This window comes from Paenibacillus diazotrophicus, from assembly GCF_042610465.1.
The window spans coordinates 586,397-609,462 of the sequence record NZ_JBGJZN010000001.1; the positions used below are offsets into that span (position 1 = coordinate 586,397).

26 protein-coding genes and 1 riboswitch are annotated in these 23,066 nt (G+C 47.7%); of the genes, 20 read left to right on the top strand and 6 right to left on the bottom strand.

The features are described from left to right. The first annotated feature begins 12 nt into the window (after positions 1 to 12). Positions 13 to 819 (top strand): ABC transporter ATP-binding protein, encoded by an 807-nt coding sequence (locus ACAN54_RS02600; RefSeq protein WP_379152094.1) that lies wholly within the window; start codon positions 13 to 15, stop codon positions 817 to 819. A 169-nt stretch (positions 820 to 988) separates the two neighbouring features. Beyond that, a complete protein-coding gene (gene murB / locus ACAN54_RS02605; RefSeq protein WP_379152097.1) occupies positions 989 to 1,900 on the top strand; it encodes a UDP-N-acetylmuramate dehydrogenase in 912 nt (303 codons plus the stop codon). Positions 1,901 to 1,965: 65 nt separating this feature from the next. Here murB and ymzB read toward each other — a convergent pair whose 3' ends face one another. Beyond that, positions 1,966 to 2,301, bottom strand: coding sequence for a protein YmzB (gene ymzB, locus ACAN54_RS02610; RefSeq protein WP_379152100.1), 336 nt, complete (start codon positions 2,299 to 2,301; stop codon positions 1,966 to 1,968). Positions 2,302 to 2,551: 250 nt separating this feature from the next. Between ymzB and ACAN54_RS02615 the strand changes: the two genes are divergently transcribed. The 9 genes from ACAN54_RS02615 (at position 2,552) to ACAN54_RS02655 (ending at position 9,974) form a co-directional block, all read left to right on the top strand. Beyond that, positions 2,552 to 3,289 carry a ZIP family metal transporter gene (locus ACAN54_RS02615; protein ID WP_379152103.1) on the top strand — a complete coding sequence of 246 codons (738 nt, stop codon included), beginning with the start codon at positions 2,552 to 2,554 and terminating at the stop codon, positions 3,287 to 3,289. Positions 3,290 to 3,368: 79 nt separating this feature from the next. Then, a riboswitch (PreQ1 riboswitch) is annotated at positions 3,369 to 3,412 on the top strand. Between the two features lie 224 nt (positions 3,413 to 3,636). Next, positions 3,637 to 4,137, top strand: coding sequence for a preQ(1) synthase (queF, locus tag ACAN54_RS02620; protein WP_379152107.1), 501 nt, complete (start codon positions 3,637 to 3,639; stop codon positions 4,135 to 4,137). A gap of 30 nt (positions 4,138 to 4,167) precedes the next feature. Then, on the top strand, positions 4,168 to 4,830 hold the full coding sequence (gene queC / locus ACAN54_RS02625; protein WP_379152110.1) for a 7-cyano-7-deazaguanine synthase QueC: 663 nt from the start codon (positions 4,168 to 4,170) through the stop codon (positions 4,828 to 4,830). Positions 4,831 to 4,832: 2 nt separating this feature from the next. Beyond that, positions 4,833 to 5,312, top strand: coding sequence for a 6-pyruvoyl trahydropterin synthase family protein (locus ACAN54_RS02630; RefSeq protein ID WP_379152113.1), 480 nt, complete (start codon positions 4,833 to 4,835; stop codon positions 5,310 to 5,312). Next, complete coding sequence (queE, locus tag ACAN54_RS02635; protein WP_379152116.1) at positions 5,305 to 6,027, top strand: 7-carboxy-7-deazaguanine synthase QueE; 723 nt, start codon at positions 5,305 to 5,307, stop codon at positions 6,025 to 6,027. Before ACAN54_RS02630 ends, queE begins: the two co-directional genes overlap by 8 nt. Positions 6,028 to 6,211: 184 nt before the next feature. Next, complete coding sequence (locus ACAN54_RS02640) at positions 6,212 to 6,739, top strand: cysteine hydrolase family protein (RefSeq protein ID WP_379152119.1); 528 nt, start codon at positions 6,212 to 6,214, stop codon at positions 6,737 to 6,739. Positions 6,740 to 6,857: 118 nt separating this feature from the next. After that, positions 6,858 to 7,994, top strand: coding sequence for a zinc-dependent alcohol dehydrogenase (locus tag ACAN54_RS02645; protein ID WP_379152122.1), 1,137 nt, complete (start codon positions 6,858 to 6,860; stop codon positions 7,992 to 7,994). 174 nt (positions 7,995 to 8,168) lie between these two features. Continuing rightward, positions 8,169 to 9,083, top strand: a complete 915-nt coding sequence (locus ACAN54_RS02650; protein ID WP_379152125.1) for a DMT family transporter — start codon at positions 8,169 to 8,171, stop codon at positions 9,081 to 9,083. Between the two features lie 48 nt (positions 9,084 to 9,131). Further along, a complete protein-coding gene (locus ACAN54_RS02655; RefSeq protein ID WP_379152128.1) occupies positions 9,132 to 9,974 on the top strand; it encodes a class I SAM-dependent methyltransferase in 843 nt (280 codons plus the stop codon). A 74-nt stretch (positions 9,975 to 10,048) separates the two neighbouring features. Here the strand turns inward: ACAN54_RS02655 and ACAN54_RS02660 are convergent, their stop codons facing one another. Further along, entirely contained in the window at positions 10,049 to 10,945 is an 897-nt protein-coding gene (locus ACAN54_RS02660; RefSeq protein WP_379152132.1) for a LysR family transcriptional regulator, read from the bottom strand. A 303-nt stretch (positions 10,946 to 11,248) separates the two neighbouring features. On the opposite strand from ACAN54_RS02660, the gene ACAN54_RS02665 reads away from it, so the two are divergent. From ACAN54_RS02665 to ACAN54_RS02700, 8 genes are all read left to right on the top strand, one after another. Further along, a complete protein-coding gene (locus tag ACAN54_RS02665; protein ID WP_379152135.1) occupies positions 11,249 to 12,208 on the top strand; it encodes a phosphate ABC transporter substrate-binding protein in 960 nt (319 codons plus the stop codon). A 126-nt stretch (positions 12,209 to 12,334) separates the two neighbouring features. Continuing rightward, entirely contained in the window at positions 12,335 to 13,210 is an 876-nt protein-coding gene (gene pstC / locus ACAN54_RS02670) for a phosphate ABC transporter permease subunit PstC (protein ID WP_379154123.1), read from the top strand. Continuing rightward, positions 13,207 to 14,103 (top strand): phosphate ABC transporter permease PstA, encoded by an 897-nt coding sequence (gene pstA / locus ACAN54_RS02675; RefSeq protein ID WP_379152139.1) that lies wholly within the window; start codon positions 13,207 to 13,209, stop codon positions 14,101 to 14,103. Before pstC ends, pstA begins: the two co-directional genes overlap by 4 nt. 37 nt (positions 14,104 to 14,140) lie before the next feature. Beyond that, the gene (gene pstB, locus ACAN54_RS02680; protein ID WP_379152142.1) at positions 14,141 to 14,917 is read left to right on the top strand and encodes a phosphate ABC transporter ATP-binding protein PstB; all 777 of its coding nucleotides are present in this window, start codon (positions 14,141 to 14,143) and stop codon (positions 14,915 to 14,917) included. Between the two features lie 217 nt (positions 14,918 to 15,134). Next, on the top strand, positions 15,135 to 15,932 hold the full coding sequence (locus ACAN54_RS02685; RefSeq protein WP_379152145.1) for a hypothetical protein: 798 nt from the start codon (positions 15,135 to 15,137) through the stop codon (positions 15,930 to 15,932). Positions 15,933 to 16,035: 103 nt separating this feature from the next. Further along, positions 16,036 to 16,755 (top strand): MBL fold metallo-hydrolase, encoded by a 720-nt coding sequence (locus ACAN54_RS02690; RefSeq protein ID WP_379152148.1) that lies wholly within the window; start codon positions 16,036 to 16,038, stop codon positions 16,753 to 16,755. 1 nt (position 16,756) lies between these two features. Continuing rightward, a complete protein-coding gene (locus tag ACAN54_RS02695) occupies positions 16,757 to 17,332 on the top strand; it encodes a TetR/AcrR family transcriptional regulator (RefSeq protein WP_379152151.1) in 576 nt (191 codons plus the stop codon). 46 nt (positions 17,333 to 17,378) lie between these two features. Next, complete coding sequence (locus ACAN54_RS02700; RefSeq protein WP_379152154.1) at positions 17,379 to 18,068, top strand: AlkZ-related protein; 690 nt, start codon at positions 17,379 to 17,381, stop codon at positions 18,066 to 18,068. A gap of 81 nt (positions 18,069 to 18,149) precedes the next feature. On the opposite strand, the gene ACAN54_RS02705 is transcribed toward ACAN54_RS02700, so the two are convergent. From ACAN54_RS02705 to ACAN54_RS02715, 3 genes are all read right to left on the bottom strand, one after another. Continuing rightward, positions 18,150 to 18,323 (bottom strand): hypothetical protein, encoded by a 174-nt coding sequence (locus tag ACAN54_RS02705; RefSeq protein ID WP_379152157.1) that lies wholly within the window; start codon positions 18,321 to 18,323, stop codon positions 18,150 to 18,152. 225 nt (positions 18,324 to 18,548) lie between these two features. Next, positions 18,549 to 19,778 carry an aminopeptidase gene (locus tag ACAN54_RS02710; protein ID WP_379152160.1) on the bottom strand — a complete coding sequence of 410 codons (1,230 nt, stop codon included), beginning with the start codon at positions 19,776 to 19,778 and terminating at the stop codon, positions 18,549 to 18,551. A gap of 31 nt (positions 19,779 to 19,809) precedes the next feature. Beyond that, a complete protein-coding gene (locus ACAN54_RS02715; protein WP_379152163.1) occupies positions 19,810 to 21,042 on the bottom strand; it encodes an aminopeptidase in 1,233 nt (410 codons plus the stop codon). Between the two features lie 157 nt (positions 21,043 to 21,199). On the opposite strand from ACAN54_RS02715, the gene ACAN54_RS02720 reads away from it, so the two are divergent. Further along, positions 21,200 to 21,487: a hypothetical protein gene (locus ACAN54_RS02720; protein WP_379152166.1), complete on the top strand. Its 288-nt coding sequence runs from the start codon at positions 21,200 to 21,202 to the stop codon at positions 21,485 to 21,487. A gap of 87 nt (positions 21,488 to 21,574) precedes the next feature. Here the strand turns inward: ACAN54_RS02720 and ACAN54_RS02725 are convergent, their stop codons facing one another. Beyond that, positions 21,575 to 22,915 carry a TrkH family potassium uptake protein gene (locus tag ACAN54_RS02725; RefSeq protein WP_379152169.1) on the bottom strand — a complete coding sequence of 447 codons (1,341 nt, stop codon included), beginning with the start codon at positions 22,913 to 22,915 and terminating at the stop codon, positions 21,575 to 21,577. Between the last annotated feature and the right edge of the window lie 151 nt (positions 22,916 to 23,066).

A 23,066-nucleotide genomic window follows, 5' to 3' on the forward strand; every position in this document is an offset into this window, starting at 1 on the left:
GGAGTGAAGAGGATGCCGGAACGTTTGAACACAGAGCAGTTAAGTATTGGATATGCGGAGGCATTGATTGTCAAAGGACTGAACCTGTCTCTTCCAACAGGGAAAATCACAGCCCTGGTAGGGGCGAACGGTTCCGGGAAATCTACCATTCTCAAGACAATGGCGCGTATCATGAAGCCTAAGAGCGGCAGTGTGATGCTGGACGGTAAGTCGATCCATAATCTGTCGACCAAAGAAGTAGCCCGGCAGCTGGCGATCCTGCCGCAGAACCCCACTGCACCGGATGGACTTACTGTATCAGAACTGGTAAGTTATGGCCGCTATCCGCATCAAAAGGGCTTTGGTACGCTTACTCCGGAAGATCATAGTATTATTGCAAATGCGATCTCAGTGACGGGTATGGAAGAGTTCCACGACCGTCCCATTGACCGTCTATCCGGAGGGCAACGTCAGCGGGCCTGGATTGCGATGGCACTGGCCCAGCAGACGGATATTCTGTTTCTGGATGAACCGACAACTTTTCTGGATATGGCACACCAGCTGGAGGTTCTCCATCTGCTGCAGAAGCTGAATCAGGAAAAAGGCCGTACCATTATTATGGTAGTGCATGATTTGAATCATGCTTCCCGTTATGCTCAGCATATGGTAGCGATCAAATCCGGACATGTGATCAGTGAAGGCCCTCCGGCTGAAGTAATGACACCTGATGTGCTGCGGGAAGTATTTGGTATTGAAGCGGATATTGTACGTGATCCGCGGACCGGTGTGCCTCTCTGTCTGCCTTATGAACTGGCGGCATTCAGTGCAGTTGGGGTGTAATAGGTTATAAATGTGAAATGTGACTCATAATGATAATATATGCAGTTGGCAACAGGCTCCCGTCATTGACAAGGGAGCCTGTTCGTTGTTAAAGTTGTGGTTGCCCTAGTTAACGATTATACAGTGAATCAAGGAATATTATTTTTATGGAGTCGAAGGAGCACTGAACATGAATATCAGCAAAATATATGAGGATCTGCAGCAGCTGGTTCCGACTGGAGTGGTCAAGCGCGGGGAGGCGCTGCAAGGTTATGTATTTACGCGTATCGGCGGGCAGGCCGACATTCTTACGATACCTGCGACATATGAGGAACTTCAGTCCATTGTTACATATGCCCGTGTAAACGACATTCCATTGACCGTTCTGGGGAACGGCTCGAATGTCATTATCCGTGACGGAGGGATTCGCGGGATTGTCCTGCAGACTGCAGACTTAACCGATATGGGAATAAGGGATAATTTGCTTTACGCCCAGTGTGGTGCAAAGATTATCGATGTTTCCCGATTTGCTTTGGAGAAAAGTCTTGCAGGACTTGAGTTCGCCTGCGGAATTCCGGGAACTGTAGGTGGAGCGCTGTATATGAATGCTGGCGCATACGGCGGAGAGGTCAAAGATGTGCTGCATAGTGCACTTGCTATCAGTAAAGCAGGGCGGCTAGTGACTCTTCAAGGGGATGAGCTGGAATGGGGATACCGTAAAAGTGTCTTCGCCAGTGGCGAATTCATTGTATTGGAGGCCCGGTTTGCTTTGCAACCAGGTGATCCTGCGAATATCAAAGCGGTCATGGACGATTTGACCTGCCAACGCGAATCCAAGCAGCCATTGGAGTATCCCTCCTGCGGAAGCGTCTTTAAGCGTCCCCCCGGGAGATTTGCCGGGCAGTTGATTCAGGAGAGCGGGCTTCAGGGAACAAGAATCGGCGGAGCTGAAGTTTCACTTAAGCATGCGGGATTCATTGTTAATACCAATCAAGCAACGGCCAAGGATTATATAGGGTTGATTCACCATGTTCAGTCTACAGTCAAGGATAAGTTCGGAGTAGAGTTAGAGACAGAGGTAGAGATTATCGGAGAAGAATAATTAACATATCACAGGACGCAGTCAATTGGATGCGTCCTGTTTTGTTATTTTATAGTGGGCAGTATTCAGCTTTTGGAGATGGAATATTTGGCTCTGTCCGTCCGAAGTTCAACCCGCTCGTCATTAACTTCATCCAGTTGAAGCCCGCTGACAGCAATCTCGTAATTCAACTGGGGCAGGGGGACAAGCTCGCCGTCCCGGTTAATAGTGTTGCCAGTGCCTCGCAGAATCAGAGCACTATCCAGATATTCATCAATGACATCTTCGGCATCCCGATAATCCACGGTTTCCAGATTGAAGTGGACGGTGTCCAGATCCTTCATCTCTTGCTTGTCAATAACCAGAGTTTCGCCCCCTTGGGCGGTCAGCCAATCCATTAATTTCTGTACACTTTGATCCATCAGTTGATCCCATCCTTATCAAGGAGATTATAGAAGTTAAGTTACCCTTTTCTTCGAAATTGAATCCATGCTTCTGTGAATGCATTAGACAGGTGAAGGTGAAAGATGAATTAAGTGAATTAAAGATTAATGAAGTTAACAAAAACTCATTCAGACCTGCAGCTGATTGTAATTTCCTTTTCGAGTGTAAACTACTATCAGGCACTTCTATTTTATACTTAAACTACATTGGCCAAGGAAGGTGAACCTATTGTGGAGTGCACTGTTATGGGGAGCTATTTCCGGCTCTGCGGTCCTGCTTGGAGCATTGCTGGCTTTATATCTGCCGATTCCGAAAAAGCTGATTGGATTCATTATGGCATTTGGTACTGGGGTACTCATTGGTGCAGCGGCGTATGAGCTTCTGGATGATTCCGCCGCTGAAGGTGGACTGAATCCTACCATTATCGGATTCTTGGCCGGTGCAGTTGTGTTCACACTGTTTGACTGGTATATCTCGCGCAAGGGCGGCGCGGGCCGCAAACGTTCCGGCAGAGACAGCAGCAGTAAGAAGGTGCAGGGCAGCGGAATGGCTATTTTTGCAGGAACTGTGCTAGATGCTATTCCAGAATCAATAATGATTGGTGCCAGTCTAATCTCCGGCCAAGGGGTAAGCATGCTGCTGGTAGCTGCCATCTTCATCAGTAATATTCCTGAAGGGCTGTCCAGTACTTCAGGACTTAAGCAGGACAACTACAGCAAAGGGAAGATCGTCTTGCTGTGGCTCAGCGTCTTATTGATGTCTTCAGTGGCATCGGGTGCGGGATATCTGTTCATGGATCATGCCAGCGGTTCTACGACCGCGCTGATAGCCTCTTTTGCCGGAGGAGGAATTATCTCTATGGTGTCCTCCAGTATGATGCCGGAAGCATATGAGGAAGGCGGGCCGCTGACCGGACTTGTTGCCGCAATGGGCATGCTCTGTTCTCTGATTTTGGATAATCTGTGAGGGTTGTCAACCGACCGCCATACATGGTATAGTTCAATTCGCTAGTATTATCATAAAGAAGAATTCTGGGCCTTGAGCCACAGGAGAGGTTCGCGAACTCCCTCTATAAAAAACTAAGCCGTTTTGGCATAACTTATCCCGTATCAAGGGTTCAGGAAAAGTGTAGGCAGCCGCCTGTGCTTCTTTTGCTGTTATGCTGTGCGCAAAAAAGACAGCGCCTGTCAGTCAGTATGCATATCCGTCAGATTAGACTGGAGGCGTATCTTCTTAGTAGAGCCAAGTTTTCGAAACTCGTTCTTCTTTCCAGTTCCGGATAACACCGGAGGAAAAGAGAGGGGTTTTTTGTCATGTCAGAAGGCAGAGTAAAAGAGGAAATGCAGGAGGTCACCCTGCTGGGCAATCAAGGTACAACTTATAAATTCGGCTATGATCCGGACATTCTGGAGGTATTTGATAACAAACACCCCGGCCGCGATTATTTTGTCAAATTCAATTGTCCGGAGTTTACAAGCCTGTGTCCCGTGACCGGTCAGCCGGATTTCGGCGCCATGTACATCTCATACATTCCGGAGCAAAAAATGGTCGAGTCCAAGTCACTGAAGCTCTATCTGTTCAGCTTCCGTAATCATGGTGATTTTCATGAAGACTGTGTAAATATTATTATGAATGATCTGATCTCCCTGATGGAGCCACGATATATTGAAGTATGGGGCAAATTCACCCCGCGCGGGGGCATTTCCATCGATCCTTACTGCAACTGGGGACGTCCAGGAACCAAATATGAAGCGATGGCCGAGCACCGGCTGATCAATCATGACCTGTATCCGGAGAAAGTGGACAACCGTTAATCCGTAGCTAGTGAGAGGAGACCATAACTGATGAACAAAAAAGCATTAGTCGTATTCAGCGGCGGCCAGGACAGCACAACCTGTCTGGTGTGGGCATTGCAGCAGTTCGAAGAGGTTCAAGTGGTGACCTTCAATTATAATCAGCGCCACGCTGCCGAGATTGAAGTCGCTAAGGAAATAGCCGGGAAATTCAATGTGAAGCAGCATATTCTTGATTTGGGCTTGCTGAATCAGCTTGCACCTAACGCACTGACCCGGGATGATATAGAAATTGCCGCCGGAGAAGGAGAGGAACTGCCAAGTACGTTCGTGGATGGGCGAAATCTTCTGTTCCTTTCTTTTGCAGCAATTCTTGCCAAACAGCTTGGGTATGCCAACATCATTACCGGGGTATGCCAGACTGACTTCAGCGGATATCCGGATTGCCGGGATGTATTCGTGAAATCACTGAACGTGACTCTTAATCTATCCATGGATTACGAGTTCGTCATTCACACACCGCTGATGTGGCTGGACAAAAAAGAAACATGGAAGCTGGCCGACGAGCTCGGTTTCTTTGAATATATCCGCGAACACACGTTGACCTGCTATAACGGAATTATTGGCAGCGGGTGCGGCACCTGTCCGGCTTGTCTGCTGCGACAGCGGGGACTCACGCAGTATGAAGCGGAACGAAACGAGGTTGTTTCCTGATGATGGGCGAGGTATCTGTATGCAAAATATTTACTTTTGACTCGGCTCATCAATTGGTGGGACATAAGGGGAAGTGCAGCAATCTGCACGGGCATACCTATAAGCTGGAGGTTGTGTTGAAAGGCAAGCCGCTTGTAGGAGAAGGCCAATCTGACGAAGGGTTTGTAATTGATTTCAGCGACATCAAGGCAACGGTAAAGGAAAGTCTGGTGGACCATCTGGATCACGCTTTTCTGGCTATGGGAAATGAGCCTGTATTGGAGACACTGGTAAGCACAGGTTCGAAGGTGGCACTACTGTCTTTCCGGACAACAGTCGAGAATATGTCGGCTTACATTGCTTATCAACTCAAGCGGGCTTCACTTCCGCTATACTCCGTCAAGCTGTGGGAGACACCAACTTCCTGGGCAGAAGTGCTGGCAGCGGATATCCCTGATGAAGGGCCGTCCTACCGCCTGTATGGGGGCTGTGATTGTGAGTAAGCTACCGGTAATTGAGATGTTTGGTCCAACGATCCAGGGTGAAGGGGCGGTCATTGGTGTCAAAACCATGTTCGTCCGCACCTATGGCTGCGACTATCGCTGCAACTGGTGTGATTCTGCTTTTACCTGGGACGGTACAGCCAAGGATAAAGTGAAGATGCTCTCGCCTGAGGAGATAATGGACGAGCTGACTTCGCTCGCCGGTAACAATTTTGATTGTGTGACCATCTCCGGGGGCAACCCTGCGCTGATCGGTGAGGGACTGGGTACCCTTATTAATCTGCTTCATGAACGCGGTATTCAGTCAGCCATCGAAACACAAGGAAGCAGATGGCAGGAATGGTTCTACGAGGTGGATGTGCTTACCATCAGCCCCAAACCGCCAAGCTCAGGAATGAAGACCGATTGGGACATGCTTGACAGTATTATGGACAAGATGAAGATACAAGGCAAGTCTGCCCATAGTCTGAAGGTTGTTGTATTTAATGATGAAGATTACCAATATGCGAAAAGCATCCACGGCCGCTATCCGGAGGTGCCACTCTACCTGCAGCCTGGTAATGAGGATGTTACGGAAGAGGGAGACATCTCGGCCCGTCTGCTGGGACGGCTGGAATGGCTGTTCAATCTGGTTATTGCCGATCCGGAGATGAATAGAGCGCGGGTGCTGCCGCAGTTGCATGCCCTGATTTGGCATAATAAACGGGGCAAATAATCCGGTTACGTATGAACCGGAATACTTAGCCGGACCTCTGCACAGTGGAGGTCCGGTATTTGTCTTGTTCGCAGCTTATAACTGCTGTCACATAAATGAAGCCTATACTTCAGCTCATCTGGTATAATCTTTTGGTAGATCAAGGTACTCCGTTAAATTTATTCGATAAGGAGAGATTATTCCAATGGCAAACGATTCGACAGCGTTAATGATTATCGACGTTCAAGAGGCTATGTTTTCTTATCCGGACATGAAGCTGCATGAGGAGGAGGGCGTGACAGCCAGAATCGTCTCCCTGCTGCATAAAGCCCGTTCGGCTGGCGTTCCAGTTGTGTTTATTCAGCATACGGAAGATCAAGAATACACCAAAGGCACCCCCACATGGGAGATCAGCCGTCATGTCACCCCCCGGGAAGGAGAAATCATTGTCGAGAAGCCTACCTGGGATGCTTTTCACCGGACAAATCTGAATGACAAGCTTCAAGAACTAGGTATCACTCATCTGGTGATCTGCGGCATGCAAAGTGAGTTCTGTGTGGACACGACCTGCAGACGAGCTTACAGCCTAGGTTACAACAGTGTGTTGGTTGAGGATGCGCATAGTACTTTTGACAATGAAAGTTTACGCGGTAGCGAGATCGTGAACTATCATAATTCGCTTCTAGGCGGAAGGTTTGTAAGGCTGCGGAAGGAGCAAGAGGTGGAATTCTAATAGACACAACTGCTGCTTCATGGATAAACCGCAAGGTTCTGGGGGTATAACATAGTATGGCTTGAAGTAGTAACGGCCTGCTGGTTCATATCTCTACTACCGAAGGAGTGGTTGCATAATGAAAGCAGTAACTTACCAAGGCAAGAGAAAAGTTGAAGTCAAAGAAGTCGCTGACGCAAAGCTTGAGAAAAAAGATGATATTATTGTTCGTATAACTTCCACAGCCGTTTGCGGTTCGGATCTTCATATCTATAATGGAGAAATCCCCGGAATGCATGATGACTATATTATTGGGCATGAACCGATGGGAATTGTCGAGGACGTGGGTCCTGATGTGACCAAGGTGAAAAAGGGCGACCGTGTCATTGTACCTTTCAACGTAGCCTGTGGCCAGTGCTTTTTCTGTCAGCATGAAATGGAGAGTCAATGTGATCATGCCAATGATGCCAAAGATACAGGCGGTTTTCTGGGGTATTCTGATTCCTATGGTGGATTTGCCGGTGGTCAGGCGGAGCTCCTGCGTGTGCCTTATGGCAATTTTGGCCCATTTGTCGTGCCGGAGGATGCTGAGATGGAGGATGAAAAACTCATGTTTCTCTCGGACATTGTGCCGACAGCCTGGTGGGGTGTTGAGAACGCAGGAGTCAAGCCCGGAGATACGGTCATTGTTCTGGGTTGCGGGCCGGTTGGGCTGTTGACGCAAAAATTCGCCTGGATGAAAGGGGCTTCCCGGGTAATTGCCGTAGATCATGTGCCGTATCGTCTCCAACATGCAAAGCAGACTAATAATGTAGAGATTTTTAATTTTGAGAAAGTGAAGGATATCGAAGCCCATTTAAAGGAAATTACGCGCGGTGGAGCGGATATAGTCATTGATTGTGTCGGTCTGGATGCCAAAAAAACGGTAGTGGAAAAAGTGGAGACCACGTTAATGCTTCAAGGGGGTTCGCTCGGAGCGTTCAGGATTGCAGCAGATGTGGTACGCAAATTCGGAACGATCCAGTTGATCGGCGTGTATGGGCTTAACTATAATATGTTCCCGCTGGGACATCTGTTTGAACGCAATATCACGCTTAAGATGGGACAGGCACCGGTGATTCACTACATGCCGGCTTTATATAAAATGATAAAAGAAAATGTGTTTGATCCTACGGATATTATTACTCACCGGCTGCCGATCAGCCAAGCTGAACATGCGTATAAGATCTTCAATGACAAAGAAGAGGATTGTATCAAGGTTGTGCTTAAACCGTAGTATGAAACGTAAGCATTCAACTAATAAGCTTCATTCATACAAGCATGGACTTCTTCCCGGTAGGTGGAGTTCATGCTTTTCATTTGATTATTTATTGTGAAAAAGGCTGCATTTTTTTTCATTCTGCGATAAATTAACATAGTGAGTTTTATCTAACCTGAAAGGAAGCTATTTGTGAATTCAAAAAAGCCGCCCGTTCCTGTCCCTTTTCTGATGCTGATTGGAATTGTGGCCGTCTCATTTTCTTCTATCTTCATCAAATGGTCGGATGCCCCAGCGTCCATTCAAGGCATGTACCGGCTGCTCTTTACCTCGCTTTTGATGCTGCCTTTTGCCCGGCCATACAGCGGAGCAGCTTTTGCCTTGCGCCGTAAGGACTGGCTACTGCTGGGAGCGTCAGGCTTAATGCTTGCACTGCATTTTTTACTCTGGATGGGTTCGCTAAAGTATACTTCTGTGGCCAGTTCAACTATGATTATGGCGCTGGAACCAGTATTTATAATGCTGGGAGCTTACATACTGTATAAGGAAAGAAGCACTTCAGCCGCTATAATGGGTCTGGCCCTCGCCATATTTGGTGTGGTCTTTATCGGCTGGGGGGATATTGGTCTCTCAGCAGACAATCTCAAAGGAGATCTCCTGTCCATCGGAGGAACTGTTGCGGTTGCCGGTCATTTACTGATTGGACAGAAGCTTGTAGCCCGTATGCCGTCTTATCTTTACAGCCTGATCGTATTTATTTCGGCGGCAGCAGTATTTGGCTTATATAATCTGCTCTCTGGCATTTCATTTATTAATTATCCTCCGCGGGAGTGGGGCATATTTGTTCTGCTGGCTGTAGTTCCAACCGTCTTCGGGCATATCCTTTTCAATTGGCTACTGCAGTATACTTCAGCAACTACAGTGTCTATGAACATTCTGGGTGAACCCGTGGGAGCAAGCATATTGGCCTTCCTGCTTCTGGGGGAACAGCTGACAATGCTCCAATGGGCAGGAGGAGTACTGGTTATGGGTGGACTCGCTGTATATTTATATTCAGGGCGCAAAAAAGCGGCGAAGATCAAGGAATCCCTTCCTAGCGCATCCTAAGGGATTATCATAAGAGAGTATTAAAAGAGATAAAGGGGTTACTATTACATGAATGAACATGAACAATTCGCAAACATTAATAATCCGGATAGTCTGAGCACAAGCCCTTCCAGTGAAGAACTGTGGAACGAGGATACCTATTCAGCCTGGACCGCCCGCTTTGGCAATCCTGCAGATGCAGCGGCGAAGCTCAAAAAAGATCCTGCTGCCAGACTCTACCCCTTGCTAGGCTACCTCGGTGAAGTTCGGGGCAAGAAAGTGTTAAATCTTATGGGTTCTAACGGCATGAAAGCCGTAGCACTCGGGCTCCTGGGAGCAAAGGTGAGCGTGGCGGATTTCTCGGAAGCCAATGCCCGCTATGCTGCCGAACTGGCCGAAGCTGCGGGAATTCAGCTTTCTTACATTGTATCGGATGTGCTGAAGCTGCCGGAAGAACTATTGGATAGTTCATATGACATCGTCTTTGCTGAAATGGGGATTGTCCATTACTTTACGGATTTGGCTCCGTTTATGGCTACGGTATACCGGCTGCTGACACCCGGTGGCCGGTTCGTGCTCCGTGATTTTCATCCCATTACGACGAAGCTGATCTCCTCGAAGGGCTCAACCGCCAAGGTTCGTAAGCATAAGGTGAGCGGGGATTATTTTGACACCACATTGGAAGAAAAGAAAGTCTCCTACTCCAAGTATCTGCCTTCATCCGGAGTGCCGCTAGGAGAAGAGAAACATAGTGTCGTATACTGGCGGCGCTGGACACTGGGTGAAATAGTGACAGCAGCAGCCAGAAGCGGACTGATAATCCGGGAATTAGCTGAAGAGCCTAATTTATCTTCTGAAGTCTTTGATGCAGGAATTCCCAAGACCTTCGCCCTGGTGGCGGAAAAAATGTAGTATCTCCATCAAACGAACCGGTATAGCCCTTGACGCTGTAAGCAGTGTCGTCAAAGGGCTGTACTTTTTTTGAATTATTCTTCTCCTTTAACACCTGCTGCCAAATCTGCAAATGCAAGCTGCAAGGGGGTTAGAGTATAATCTCTTCGCCATGCCAGCGCAAATTCCCCATGTTCGGGCTGTATACCTGGCAGAGGTATGCAGCGTAAGCTCCCGGCAGCGAGTTCAGCCGCAATCATATTCTTGGAACAAAGCCCGACGCCGCCCCCGCTACGAATGATTCCCTTCATTGCTTCAGGTGAATTCAGTACTACATGTCCCCATACCTTTACTGTGTTCAGCTCTGCCCATTGGTCTGTAATGCCTTGTAGGAAAGAACCTGCCTCATATTGAATCCATGGCTCCAGAACAACCTGTTCAGGTGATATATTCTTGATGTCTGTAAAAGGATGACCTGGCGCAAAAACCAAAACAGCTTCATTACGGGCAACTGTTCGAGTTGTAAAGGAATTGTCCTGCCCGCCATAATTATGCAGAACAGCTAACTGGATTTCTCTACCCCGCAGACGCTCGCGGAGAACAGCATCCGGTTGCACGGATAACGAAATATCCATTCCAGAATGCTGGCGGATGAATTGCGAAACCAAATTTGGCAGAAGATAAGTACCAGGAACATAACTTGCTTCAAGTTCCAGATGACCGGAAGAGAGTGAGGAGTATTGTTTGATACTTCGTTCAGCTTCAGCCGTGAGTGCTACAATCCGGGAGGCATACTGATACAGCGTCCGTCCGGCATCGGTAAGGAGCACCCGTCCACTGCGATATTGAAAAAGAGGGGTCCCCAGCTCGCTTTCCAGGCTTTTCATATGAAACGAAACGGTGGGCTGTTTTAAGCCCATTTCAGCTGCCACATCGGTTACTTTTTTGTATTTCTCAATCAGGACTACAATTTGTAGCTTAACAATATTCATTATGTACCTCCGCAAAAATAGGGATTCATTAATTAACTTTACTCATTGTATAGATTATATCTATATTATTATAGAAATTCTATTATGTTTTTTATCCTCCGCTTTACATACTTAATACTTTTCCCTGACGAACGGGCTCTAGAATAGGAAGAGTCAGATGTGACACGGACACAGTCTGATGCTTCCAAAAGTGAGTTTTGTATGAAGCAAATACCAATAACAGATACTCACAAAACATAGTGGATGCTGAACCTGTGAATGATAAGCAGAAGCTATACAAAACACTCAGGAGGAGACAAACAAATGCAATTCAGAAAAACGTGGGTCATGGCTTTGGCATTAACAAGTGTAGTAGCACTTTCGGCATGCGGCAACAATAACGGTGGAAACAATGCAGCAACCAATAACGGAGGGAACGCAGCTGCCACTAACGCACCTACAGAAACGAGCAGCGGCGCTGATTTAAGCGGTTCTATCCTGGCATCAGGCTCCACAGCCTTACAACCGCTGGTAGAGCAGGTAGCTGAGAAATTCATGGAGACTAACGCAGGTGTAGATATTCAAGTACAGGGTGGAGGAAGCGGGACCGGCCTTACCCAGGTAGCAGAGAAGCAAGTGGATATCGGTAACTCCGATGTATTCGCAGAAGAGAAGCTGAAGGATGCCGATGCTGAAAAAGCAAAAGCGCTCGTTGACCATCAGGTAGCGGTTGTAGCGATTGCTGCAGTTTCTCATCCGGATGCAGGTGTAGATACTTTGACCAAGCAGCAGCTTGTTGATATTTTCACAGGTAAAGTAACGAACTGGAAAGAAGTTGGCGGTGCGGATCAGAAAATCCAGATCATTAACCGTCCAAGCAGCTCCGGTACACGTGCTACTTTTGAAAACTTCGCACTAGGAACCAAAACAGAAGATCTTCAAGGTTCGATCCAGGAAGATTCTTCCGGTACCGTTAAGAAGATTATCGGCGAAACACCAGGAGCGATTGGTTACCTGGCATTGTCTTACCTCGATGATTCAGTGAAGACGCTGAAGTATGATGGAGTTGAGCCATCCGTTGATAACGTGGTTGCAGGTAAATATCCAGTATGGGCTTACGAGCATATGTACACTAACGGCGAACCTAATGCAACGGTAAAAGCCTTCCTCGACTACATCATGACTGACGAAGTTCAGACCGGCGATGTAGTAGAACTGGGATACATTCCAGCTTCGCAAATGCAGGTTTCCCGTGATGTAGCAGGTAAAGTAACTACTAAGTAATTCACAACCACACAATCAAGTGAATCATCCATTAGAACTTCAAGTGATTAGAGGCGGATTTCTTCTGCCTCTCTTTTCACTTTAGAAAGAGGGAGCATCTTGAGGGCAAAACCGAAGAAAGCAAAGATTGAAAAACATCATATAGAAGATTTTATTGGAAAGGCTTATATGTCCTTTTGCGTACTGCTATTGATAGTCATCATAATATCGATGGTATATTTTGTGGCGTCCAAGGGTATATCCACCTTCACCAGTGGAGATGTAAAAGTATCTGAATTTCTGTTCGGGACCAAATGGTCACCTGAGGCAGACACGCCTTCATATGGAGCTTTTCCATTTATCGCCGGTTCCTTTCTGGTTACGCTGATTGCTGCACTGATTGCAAGCCCGCTCAGTATCTGTGCTGCACTGTTCATGACTGAGATTGTTCCGGGATGGGGCAAAAAACTGCTGCAGCCGGTAATTGAGCTGTTGTCCGGAATTCCATCTGTCGTGTACGGCTTTGTCGGACTGAGTGTCATCGTTCCTTTTCTGCGTAATACGTTCCCTGGTCAGGGCATCGGGGTTGCTGCAGGCGCGCTTGTCCTGTCGGTCATGATCCTGCCGACCATTACAAGCGTGGCTGCAGACGCGCTGGCTTCATTGCCGCAAAATCTGAAAGAATCCTCTTTTGCGCTCGGTGCCACGCGGTGGCAGACCATTGCCCGTGTGATTCTCCCCACTACGTTCCCTGCGATTATGACAGGGGTGGTGCTCGGTATGGCTCGTGCATTCGGGGAAGCGCTGGCCGTGCAAATGGTTATCGGGAATGCTCCTTTCGTGCCGCGGTCGCTCTTTGAATCCGCTTCGACCCTAACTAGTGTTATCACACTTAGCATGGGCAACACGACGATGGGTTCCCCGCAAAATAACGCGCTGTGGAGTATGGCGCTGGTTCTTATGCTGATGACATTTGTCTTTGTCCTCCTCGTAAGAATGCTCGAAAGGAGAAATAAAATTTGAAGCCGAGAACTGCAGACAAAATTGCCACAGCGCTGATCGTATTTTTCGCATTACTTATTGTAGCCATCCTGATAGGACTATTGGGATACATTCTGATTCGCGGCCTTAACCACATCAGCTGGGATTTCCTGACCTCTGCTCCGCAGAAGATCCGCGCAGGCGGAGGGGTTGGACCACAACTCTTCAACTCTATCTACCTGCTGGTCTTGACCCTAATCATTACTGTACCGCTAGGCCTTGGTGCTGGAATCTTCATGGCGGAATATGCCCGCCCAGGCAAGCTGACTAACTTTATCCGTCTGATTGTGGAGGTATTGTCTTCTTTTCCTTCGATCGTTGTCGGATTGTTCGGTCTGCTACTGATCGTGAACACCTTTAATCTAGGGTTCTCCCTGGTCTCCGGTGCACTGGCCCTTACGTTCTTCAATCTGCCGCTGATGGTGCGGATTACTGAACAGGCCTTCCGCACAGTGCCTAAGCAGCAGAAGGAGGCAGGCTTTGCCCTGGGGCTGTCCAAATGGAAAATTGTCACTACTGTGCTGCTCCCAGTCGCATTGCCGACCATAATCACAGGAACGATTCTGTCAGCGGGACGTGTGTTTGGGGAAGCGGCTGCGCTGATGTTCACGGCAGGCATGAGCAGTCCCCGCCTGGATTTCTCTAACTGGAATCCGGCTAGCCCGACTTCGCCGCTCAATCCGTTCCGGCCGGCAGAGACGCTGGCAGTGCATATCTGGAAGGTCAACAGTGAAGGCTTGGCCCCGGATGCCATTCAGATCGCTGCTGGAGCTTCGGCAGTGCTTGTGATTACGGTACTCATCTTTAATCTGGCTGCGCGTTACTTTGGCCGTCTGATCTACCGCAAGCTTACTGCTTCTAAAAGAATGAGCTAACTGCAAGTATACGATGGATTAATAGGAGGAATATGAGATGGGTATTGCGGAACCAGTAGTGCGTGAATCGTTCCAAACCGAGGATTTGAGCATATTTTACGGCACATATGAAGCAGTGAAAGGGATAAGCCTCCCTTTTGCCCAGAATACAGTTACAGCGCTGATCGGCCCTTCGGGCTGCGGTAAATCGACATTTCTCCGTTCACTCAACCGGATGAACGATGAAATCTCCGGTTCCACGACGAAGGGAAGTATCTGGATTGATGGTGTGGATATCAATGCCCCTGGTACAGATGTGATCAAGCTTCGTCAAAAAATCGGCATGGTCTGGCAAAAGCCGAATCCATTTTACAAGTCGATTTATGAAAACATCGCGTTTGGTCCAAAATATCACGGAATCAAGGGTAAAGCGGCTCTCGATGAAATTGTGGAAAGCAGTCTGCGGCGCGCTGCACTATGGGACGAAGTTAAGGACCGCCTGAAGGATTCAGCACTTGCTTTATCCGGTGGACAGCAACAGCGTCTATGTATTGCAAGAGCCTTATCGGTAAATCCGCAGATTCTTCTTCTGGATGAGCCTGCATCGGCTTTGGACCCGGTATCTACCGGTAAAGTCGAAGAGCTGATCAAGGAACTGAAAGAAGATCTGAGAATTGTTATTGTCACACACAATATGCAGCAAGCTGCGCGGATCTCGGATTATACAGCCTATTTCTATCTTGGTTCACTTGTAGAGTACGACAGAACCGAGAAGGTTTTCAGCAATCCCGACAATCAAATGACCCAGGAATATATTATGGGCCGCTTCGGCTGATTCAACGTATATGTAAAAACAGGTATAACCCTTCATGAGAAGGAGTTGTACCTGTTTTTTTGTGTATTTGAAATAAACATCAACAACATGTAAAATCTACTGAACATGATTATGAACGAATCCAATTCCGCATCTGCCAGCAGTATTATCGTAATTCATTCTGTTCACTAGATCCTGAAATGTTGAATCACATTAATCAATGGAAGGATGTATAAGTATGGACAAGAAAGCCAAAAAAGTATTGCAGACAACCTTTTGGTCTTCGGGGGGTTGGAAGAACGTTCCAGCTATTTATACTGGTGAAGACTTTGAATATGCCAGAAGCCAAGGAGTAATGTTTGATCCGTTTACAATAACACATGACGAGTGTGTGCGGCGCATTCGAGAGCTTCATGATAGCACCGTCACCAAAGAACGGGTAGCGACAGCTTTTGTACATAGTCTTTCGCAGCGGAAAGTTCATTTACGGAGTGCTTTGTCTAGTTGGGCGCTGACGTCCGGGTTGGAACAGCATTCCTATGAGCAGCACCCGTTGGAAAGAGCCAGTTATAGTTATTGTGGCGATTGTAACACGGTTAAAATTATGTCTGACAAGAATTATGTTAATGCAGACCTGAATGTGCTTAACTTTGAAAGGGTCAAATGGGGCGGAGTCCGTCTTAACCAGCTTTTGTATTGCTGGCTGGATCTTGAACTGCTGAGTAGAGAAGAAGAACTCAGTGTTAGCAGAGAAGATTTGGAAATCCTCAAACGCATGATTGAAGCCATGGAAGAGTGTGATCCTGGCGATACGGCACGCAAACTGGAGAAGCGCTGGAAAGACCTGCTCCCGTCAAGTAAATACGAACGAGATGTGATTATGGAGATTTGGGGTTTTGCGGGAATATTGGTGCCGCAGGAAGAGCCCCGGCTGGGGCGCGGTGGAAATAGTGATTTTATCTCTGTTGCCAACTGGCGGGGAGAGGATAGGATCTCCTGGGAGAAGCTGGAGTTTTATTTTGGTACCATGCTATAAATCCAAAGAGAGCAAGCTGTGTATCGTCTCGATTAAAACACTTGAAAAACTAATCACATTAGTTTATATTATAACTAATAACATTAGTTTTGGAGGGGATCTTATGAGAACGACTCAAGTAGGCCAATTGCTACAGCTGACCTGGATGCCCGGATTTTTCCCCGTTAACTGTTATCTGGTAGAGGAAGAGGATGGACTAACATTAATAGATGCAGCCTTGCCATTCAGTGTGAAGGGTATTATGGCCATAGCTACAAGTCTGAATAAACCGGTGAACCGTATTGTTCTGACACATGCCCATGGTGACCACGTCGGAGCATTGGATGAACTGAAGAAGCAGCTTCCGGCAGCGGTGGTGTATATTTCCGAAAGGGATTCTGCCTTGCTTAGAGGTGACCGGTCCTTGAGGGCTGATGAGCTGCAGACGCCAATTAAAGGCAGTGTTCCGACCAGAATCACCACCGTACCGGATATACTGCTGCAGGAGGGCGATACTGTAGGCTCGTTAACAGCCATTGCGACTCCGGGTCATACACCGGGTTCAATGTCTTTTCTGGATCAGCGTAACGGATTCCTTGTGGTTGGAGATGCTTATCAGACCTTCCGCAGAACAGCTGTGTCGGGGACGGTTGTACCGTTGTTTCCTTTCCCCGCCATGGCCACCTGGAATAGAGACAAGGCACTGGAAAGTGCGATTAAGCTATATAAGCTTTCACCCAAGCTGCTTGCAGCGGGACACGGAAATCTGCTGAAGGCACCGGGTGAACAAATGGAATTGGCCATTCAGCAAGCCGAAAGACTTCAGAAGGAGGCAGGGAACTGAAATGTCACCAAGAGCCGGATTAGATACACATACATTAATACTGGAAGCTGCAGGAATTGCCGATGAGCAAGGAATAGAAGGGGTAACCCTGGCTGCACTCGCAGCCAGGCTGGGCGTTCGTTCACCGTCGTTGTATAATCACATTAACGGGCTTCAGGGACTGCGTTCGTTGCTTGCAGTACATGGTCTTGAATTGTTATTTACAGCCATGTCTGCAGCGGTTGATGGACTCAGGGGAGATTCAGCTGTACATGCCATGGGACAGGCTTATGTAGACTTTGCCAGACAGCGTCCCGGATTGTATGAGACAACACTGCGGGCGCCGGAGGAAGGAAATCCGGAGCTGGAGAAGGCGAGCGAGCAGGTACTGTCCTTAATTATTGGAGTGTTGTCCGGCTATGAGCTGGGTACAGAAGGGGAATTGCATGCGGTCCGGGGCCTGCGCAGCTTGCTGCACGGATTCGCGGCCTTGGAGAACAAAGGAGGATTTGGCATGCCTCTGGATACTAACGTCAGCCTAAGCCTGCTGATTAGCACTTTTATTGCAGGGATCCACAGTATGAGATTAGACAAGTAGATGAGTGCTCTAGCAGCAACATTAGGAATTCCGGGAGGTAATATTGGTGAGCAGTCTAGAAGAACAAGGAACAGTCTTGACTTATGAGGAAATGAAAGAGGTTATTGCCAAGCTGGGTATCCTGCCGTTGGCATCACTCATCCCGGAACATCCATCCGTGACCGGATTAACCAAAGCTGAGAAGTGGCATACGGATACGGAGCTGGATCCCTGGTCCTGGCGTGCCCGCTTCCCTGGTGAGGGTGTGGCTGCATACGGAAAGTTCATTCGAAAAAAAGCAGTTTTAGTCACCAGTGAATGGTTCCCAGCTTACGTAGCGGCTACGGGTAGCCCGCGTTCCCTGGAGGAACGTTATGATAGCGGACTGTGCAGCAGGGAAGCATTAACTTTGCTTCAGATCATCCGTGACAATCAGGGGATTGAGACACGTGAACTCCGCACACTGGCGGAAATGAAAGCAAAGGAGAAGAAAACTGCATTTGACAATGCCGTTACAGAATTGCAAGGCACATTGGACATTGTTATTTCCGGGGTTAAGGAACGCCATAATTCGCTTGGTGAGAAAAATGGCTGGAACAGCACTTCTTTTGAAACAGTAAGCCACTGGATGACAGATAATAAGATACCCTTATTTAAAGGTACGAGGGAAGAAGCGGCAACATGGCTGCATGTGCGTATGGAAGGGAACTGGCATCCCGGCGCTATTAAATGGTTAGAAAAAGTGTTGTCCTGGTAATAGAAACGGCTGACACTTTCCATAAGCGGAAGGTGTCAGCCGTAAGCGCTTTCTATCAATCGTATATAATAAATCAGCCTCTTACAGCATAGGGGCAAGGTAAGCAATCAGGAAATACAGAAACCCAAACAATAGCATAACATAAGCTGTGTACTTGATGGCATTGGAAGCTACGATGCTCGGGTCGACGGGGGCCTTGACATCCGTGCGATCCACTTCAATGGTTTCCAGGTCGTGGGATAATGATTCTTTCATCGGGACAACCTCCTTGGAAATAGAATCCTTAACTGTATTGTGGCATAATTGTGAACTAAATTCAACAATTTTGTGAATAAAGTTTGAACAAAATTTCAAATTTAGACTATTCATCTCCTTAATACTAGCTGAACAGGCAAAAAAAGACCCTGAAGCTCTCTTTTTCAAGAGAAACTTCAGGGTCTTTAATAATATGAATGGATTTGTCAAGATCTGTTAGTTAACTTAAGCCCAGTTACCGTTGCGGAAGATAGGTTCGGATACTCCATCATCTGTGATCCCATCGATATTCATGTCCGCGGATCCCATCATGAAATCTACATGCGTCAGGCTCTGGTTCATCCCGTGCGCTGCTAGTTCATCTTTGGTCATCGTAGTCCCTTGCTCCAAAGTGAAGGCGTAAGCGGCTCCTATTGCCAGGTGGCAGGACGCATTTTCATCATAGAGAGTAGTGTAGTAGAGAATGCCGCTTTCCGAGATAGGCGAGTGATATGGTACCAGGGCGACTTCACCAAAAAATGCTGAACCCTCATCCATTGCGAGGAGCGAGGCGAGCGCTTCTTGACCTTCCTCGGCAGTAAAGTCTGTGACTTTGCCGTTTTCAAGGGTTAAGGTGAACCGGTCAATAATCTTGCCGCTGTAGCTCAGCGGTTTGGTGCTGCTGACCTTGCCGTTAGCCCCGGTCTTAAGCGGAGCGGTGAATACCTCTTCCGTTGGAATATTAGCCAGAAAAGGAACTCCGCGTCCGTTCACAGCCCCCGCCTGGCACCAGATATGTCCTTCAGGCAGTTCTAAAGTTAGATCAGTGCCTGGGGCGGTGTAGTGCAGCTTGCGATATCTCTTCGCATTCAGGACATCACAGCGTTGTTTCAGGCCGTCCAGATGGAGGCTCCAGGCTTCCACCGGATTCTCCTGGTCTGCTCTGACCGCTTTGAAGATCGCATCCCACAGCAGTTCAACCTGCTGTTCACGCGGAGCGTCCGGGAATACTTTGGCCGCCCAGACAGCAGAAGGGTATGCCACCAGGCTCCAGCTCACATGGTTACCCATCAGCATTTCCCGGTAAGGCACCATGGCTTGACCTGCGGTGCGCTGATTATCGGCAATTCGCACAGGATCTATTCCGTTCAGTAAATCCGGATTCGTCGAAATAATCGACAGGAAGGCCGCTCCGTTACGTGCCAGATCTTCCAGCTCATCTGCTTGCCATTTTGGCGGCTCCAGGAAGCTTTCGGAGGGAGCCAGCTCATAACGTGTCCGGGTGACAAGCTCATCCGTATAATTTACTTTGACCAGCTTTGCTCCGGCTTCGTAAGCTTGACGCACAACGAGGCGCACCAATTCAGCGGAGGCAATGTCAGCGTTGACCACCAGCGTCTGACCTGGTTGAATGTTAATTCCTATTTTTACTGTCAGCAGTGCGTAATTTTTCAGCTTTTGCTTGAAACTCAGCATAGTTACCGCTCCCCTCAATCTCTCTCTTTCGTTAGAACGCCCAGTTTCCCTTAAGGAATACAGGCTCCTTGGTACCCTCAGCGGTAATACCGTAAATGTCCATCTCTGGAGAGCCGATCATGAAATCAACATGGGTAACACTTGTATTCAAACCGCGTTCAATCAGTTCTTCCTGATTCATATCTTTGCCGCCTTCGAGACAGAAGGCATAGGCTGTGCCGATGGCCAAATGGTTAGAGGCATTCTCATCAAACAATGTATTGAAATACAGGATGTTGGATTCGGATATTGGTGATTTATGCGGGACAAGAGCAACTTCACCTAGATATTTCGCGCCTTCATCCAGACTGATGAGATATTCCAGTGCTTCCTGGCCTTGTTCAGCCTTAACGCTTACGATCCGGCCTTGTTCAAAAGTTATAGAGAAGCCATCGATGATGTTCCCGCCGTAGCTAAGCGGTTTGGTACTTCTGACGGTTCCGTTAACACCGGTTTTGAGCGGGGCTGTGAATACTTCTTCCGTTGGCATATTGGCAACAAAAGAATGACCTTTGGCATTGATGCTGTCTCCTTGAGCCCAAAGATGGCCTTCAGGCAGCTCGATGCTAAGGTCTGTGCCGGGTGCTATGTAATGCAGGCTTTTGTATTTCTTGGCATTCAGGACATTGGCTTTTTGTTCAAGTGTATCCAAGTGCTCCTGCCAGGCAGCTACAGGATCTTCACGATCCAGTCGAACGGTGTGGAAAATTGCATCCCAAAGCTTGCTGATGCGTTCTTCTGCGGGAACCTCCGGGAATACTTTATCTGCCCATGGCTGTGAAGGAATGGCAACAATACTCCAGCTGACTTTATCGGACATTTGCATTTCACGATATTTGGTCAGCGCAGCTCCACGGGTCTTCTGGAAGTTCGCGATACGCTCAGGATCGATGCCTTTGAGTGCGTCTGGATCCTCTGCGATGACATGAAGAAAGGCCGCGCCATTCTCAGCGAATTCGGTCATTTCTCCGGCAAACCAGGTAGGAGCCTTCGTGAACACTTCCGGCGCTGCATGCTCGAACTGCTGGCGGGTAATGAATTCGTCACTCCAGTTGACTTTTACCTGGCTTGCTCCGATGGCATATGCTTTGGCTGTAATCATACGGACGAATTCTGCAGCCGAGATAGGCGCACTCACGACCAGGATTTGTCCAGGTTGAACATTCACACCAATTTGAACCGCCAAATCCGCATATTTATTAAGCTGAGTTTCCAGTTGGCCCATTGCTAATTTCCTCCAATTTCGATTGTATTTAGTCTTTAGTATTAAATTATTAACCGCCGGATGAAAAAAGTCAATCGGCTTACATTAGGTAGGGAAAAGCTCTCATCTCATGATATACTAAGGGAAAGTTAGGTTATGATGAAGGGAAGAAAAGAACATGAATGTGGAAATTATAAAAGCAGAAATGAAACGCGAGGAAGACCGAAGTTTCGTAGGCAGAACGGTCTTCACACTTGAGAATCACAGTTCCCCATATGAGATCACATTTTTCAGCAAACGCGGTACGGAATGGGATTACAGTCTGAGCTTTGCCGGTGAGCCTGGAAGTGAAGAACAATTCCTGGAAACCGATGCCCTGCTTGAAAGTGATGACGATGTCTATAATCTGCTGCTGGATGCAGCACTGGATACCCAGGAGCTTCCGGAAGAGGCAGAAGAAGAGTAAAAGAAAAATGCGACCTTTCAAGGCATGAGCTTGCCGGGAAAGGTCGCATTTTTCTGTAGATATAGGGTTATAGCCGTGCCGCTTGTATCAGCCTAATGTAATATTACCTTCGGGATAGCGGTATAGGTCTTTACTTCCCTTTGGTTTGAGCGCATAAGCCAACGTCAGCGGGCCTGTCCGGCCGACGAACATCAGGATAATTACTGCCAGCTTGCCAATTGTTGTGAGCTCAGGTGTGAGTCCCATGGTAATGCCAGAAGTTCCAAAAGCGGAGACAGCTTCAAACAGTACCGTCAAGAAATCAGCACTCTCGGTAACCGACAGGAGCATCGTAGCGGATACAACGAGTATAAGCGAGAGTAGGGACATGGTAATGGCCCGATATACATTCTCTTTGGAGATTCGAAGGCGGAACATGACAATTTCATCCTTACCCCGGATCTTGGCGTAAGCTGTACTGACGAGTAGGGCGAAGGTAGTGATTTTGATCCCCCCGCCGGTAGAGCCTGGGGCCGCACCAATGAACATCAGAAGGATCATAAGGAACTGGGTAGATTCAAGCAATAACGGAATCTCGATGGTTGTGACACCGCCTGAACGAGGTGTGATCGCCTGAAGGAAGGACGCCATAATTTTTCCTCCGGGATGCAGAGGCTTTAAGGTGTTGTTCAGCTCCAGCCAGAAAAAGACCATAGCTCCGCCCAGAATTAAAATGACGGAAGTTGAAAGGACGACTTTGGAGTGAAGGGTCAATCGTCTACGATGGGGATAATCAACTACATCAGACAGGACAATAAAGCCAACTCCGCCCAAGAATATCAACACCATAGAGGTCATGTTTACAATCGGGTCTTCGGCATAACGTGTTAATCCACTGAATGGCCCGTGAATATCGCCAAAAAGATCAAAACCTGCATTGTTGAAGATAGATATGCTGTGGAATATCCCATAATAAATTGCTTTACCGAAATTCATGTCCGAATTAAATCTGATGGTAAAAAGGATGGCTCCACAAAGTTGGATGATAAGCGAATATAGCAGTACTCTCTGGATCAGACGCACAATACCCTGGATTGAATTCTGGTTCATGGATTCCTGCAGCAGCAGCCGTTCTTTCAATGAAATCCGCTTGTTGAGCACAAGAGTTATAAGTGTAGCCATGGTAACAAAACCCAGTCCGCCACATTGAAATAATACCAGAAGCACGATTTGTCCGAATACGGTAAGCTCTGTTCCTGTGTCGATAACAGCAAGGCCTGTAACACAGGTTGCTGAGGTCGTCATAAACAATGCATCAATTAAGGAAATTCTCTCCCCGGTGGAAGCCGCCGGGAGACATAGAAATATCGTCCCGATTGAGATCAGCAGCATGAATCCAAGAGATAATATTTTGGGTGGTGTCAGTTTTTGATGTCTGAAAGTTTTCATATCCTGTGCTCATTCTCCTGACGTCTGAGTAAAAGTTGACAAGATTATACCATATCTTCATTTCAATCCTCAAAAAGGGGAGGGATATGACAGAATTTATCGAAATGGTTAAGTAGTCCAAATATATAAGAAGTTTTATAGAGGAGGCATA

Bases quoted from the DNA above. Each gene is read 5' to 3' on its own strand.
- ACAN54_RS02630 (WP_379152113.1), top strand. From the start codon at position 4,833: ATGGGCGAGGTATCTGTATGCAAAATATTTACTTTTGACTCGGCTCAT.
- ACAN54_RS02640 (WP_379152119.1), top strand. From the start codon at position 6,212: ATGGCAAACGATTCGACAGCGTTAATGATTATCGACGTTCAAGAGGCT.
- murB (WP_379152097.1), top strand. From the start codon at position 989: ATGAATATCAGCAAAATATATGAGGATCTGCAGCAGCTGGTTCCGACT.
- ACAN54_RS02665 (WP_379152135.1), top strand. From the start codon at position 11,249: ATGCAATTCAGAAAAACGTGGGTCATGGCTTTGGCATTAACAAGTGTA.
- ACAN54_RS02705 (WP_379152157.1), bottom strand. From the start codon at position 18,323: ATGAAAGAATCATTATCCCACGACCTGGAAACCATTGAAGTGGATCGC.
- ACAN54_RS02600 (WP_379152094.1), top strand. From the start codon at position 13: ATGCCGGAACGTTTGAACACAGAGCAGTTAAGTATTGGATATGCGGAG.
- ACAN54_RS02710 (WP_379152160.1), bottom strand. From the start codon at position 19,778: ATGCTGAGTTTCAAGCAAAAGCTGAAAAATTACGCACTGCTGACAGTA.
- ACAN54_RS02645 (WP_379152122.1), top strand. From the start codon at position 6,858: ATGAAAGCAGTAACTTACCAAGGCAAGAGAAAAGTTGAAGTCAAAGAA.
- ymzB (WP_379152100.1), bottom strand. From the start codon at position 2,301: ATGGATCAAAGTGTACAGAAATTAATGGATTGGCTGACCGCCCAAGGG.
- ACAN54_RS02695 (WP_379152151.1), top strand. From the start codon at position 16,757: ATGTCACCAAGAGCCGGATTAGATACACATACATTAATACTGGAAGCT.
- queC (WP_379152110.1), top strand. From the start codon at position 4,168: ATGAACAAAAAAGCATTAGTCGTATTCAGCGGCGGCCAGGACAGCACA.
- ACAN54_RS02690 (WP_379152148.1), top strand. From the start codon at position 16,036: ATGAGAACGACTCAAGTAGGCCAATTGCTACAGCTGACCTGGATGCCC.
- pstB (WP_379152142.1), top strand. From the start codon at position 14,141: ATGGGTATTGCGGAACCAGTAGTGCGTGAATCGTTCCAAACCGAGGAT.
- queF (WP_379152107.1), top strand. From the start codon at position 3,637: ATGTCAGAAGGCAGAGTAAAAGAGGAAATGCAGGAGGTCACCCTGCTG.
- ACAN54_RS02685 (WP_379152145.1), top strand. From the start codon at position 15,135: ATGGACAAGAAAGCCAAAAAAGTATTGCAGACAACCTTTTGGTCTTCG.
- ACAN54_RS02660 (WP_379152132.1), bottom strand. From the start codon at position 10,945: ATGAATATTGTTAAGCTACAAATTGTAGTCCTGATTGAGAAATACAAA.
- ACAN54_RS02715 (WP_379152163.1), bottom strand. From the start codon at position 21,042: ATGGGCCAACTGGAAACTCAGCTTAATAAATATGCGGATTTGGCGGTT.
- ACAN54_RS02720 (WP_379152166.1), top strand. From the start codon at position 21,200: ATGAATGTGGAAATTATAAAAGCAGAAATGAAACGCGAGGAAGACCGA.
- ACAN54_RS02725 (WP_379152169.1), bottom strand. From the start codon at position 22,915: ATGAAAACTTTCAGACATCAAAAACTGACACCACCCAAAATATTATCT.
- ACAN54_RS02655 (WP_379152128.1), top strand. From the start codon at position 9,132: ATGAATGAACATGAACAATTCGCAAACATTAATAATCCGGATAGTCTG.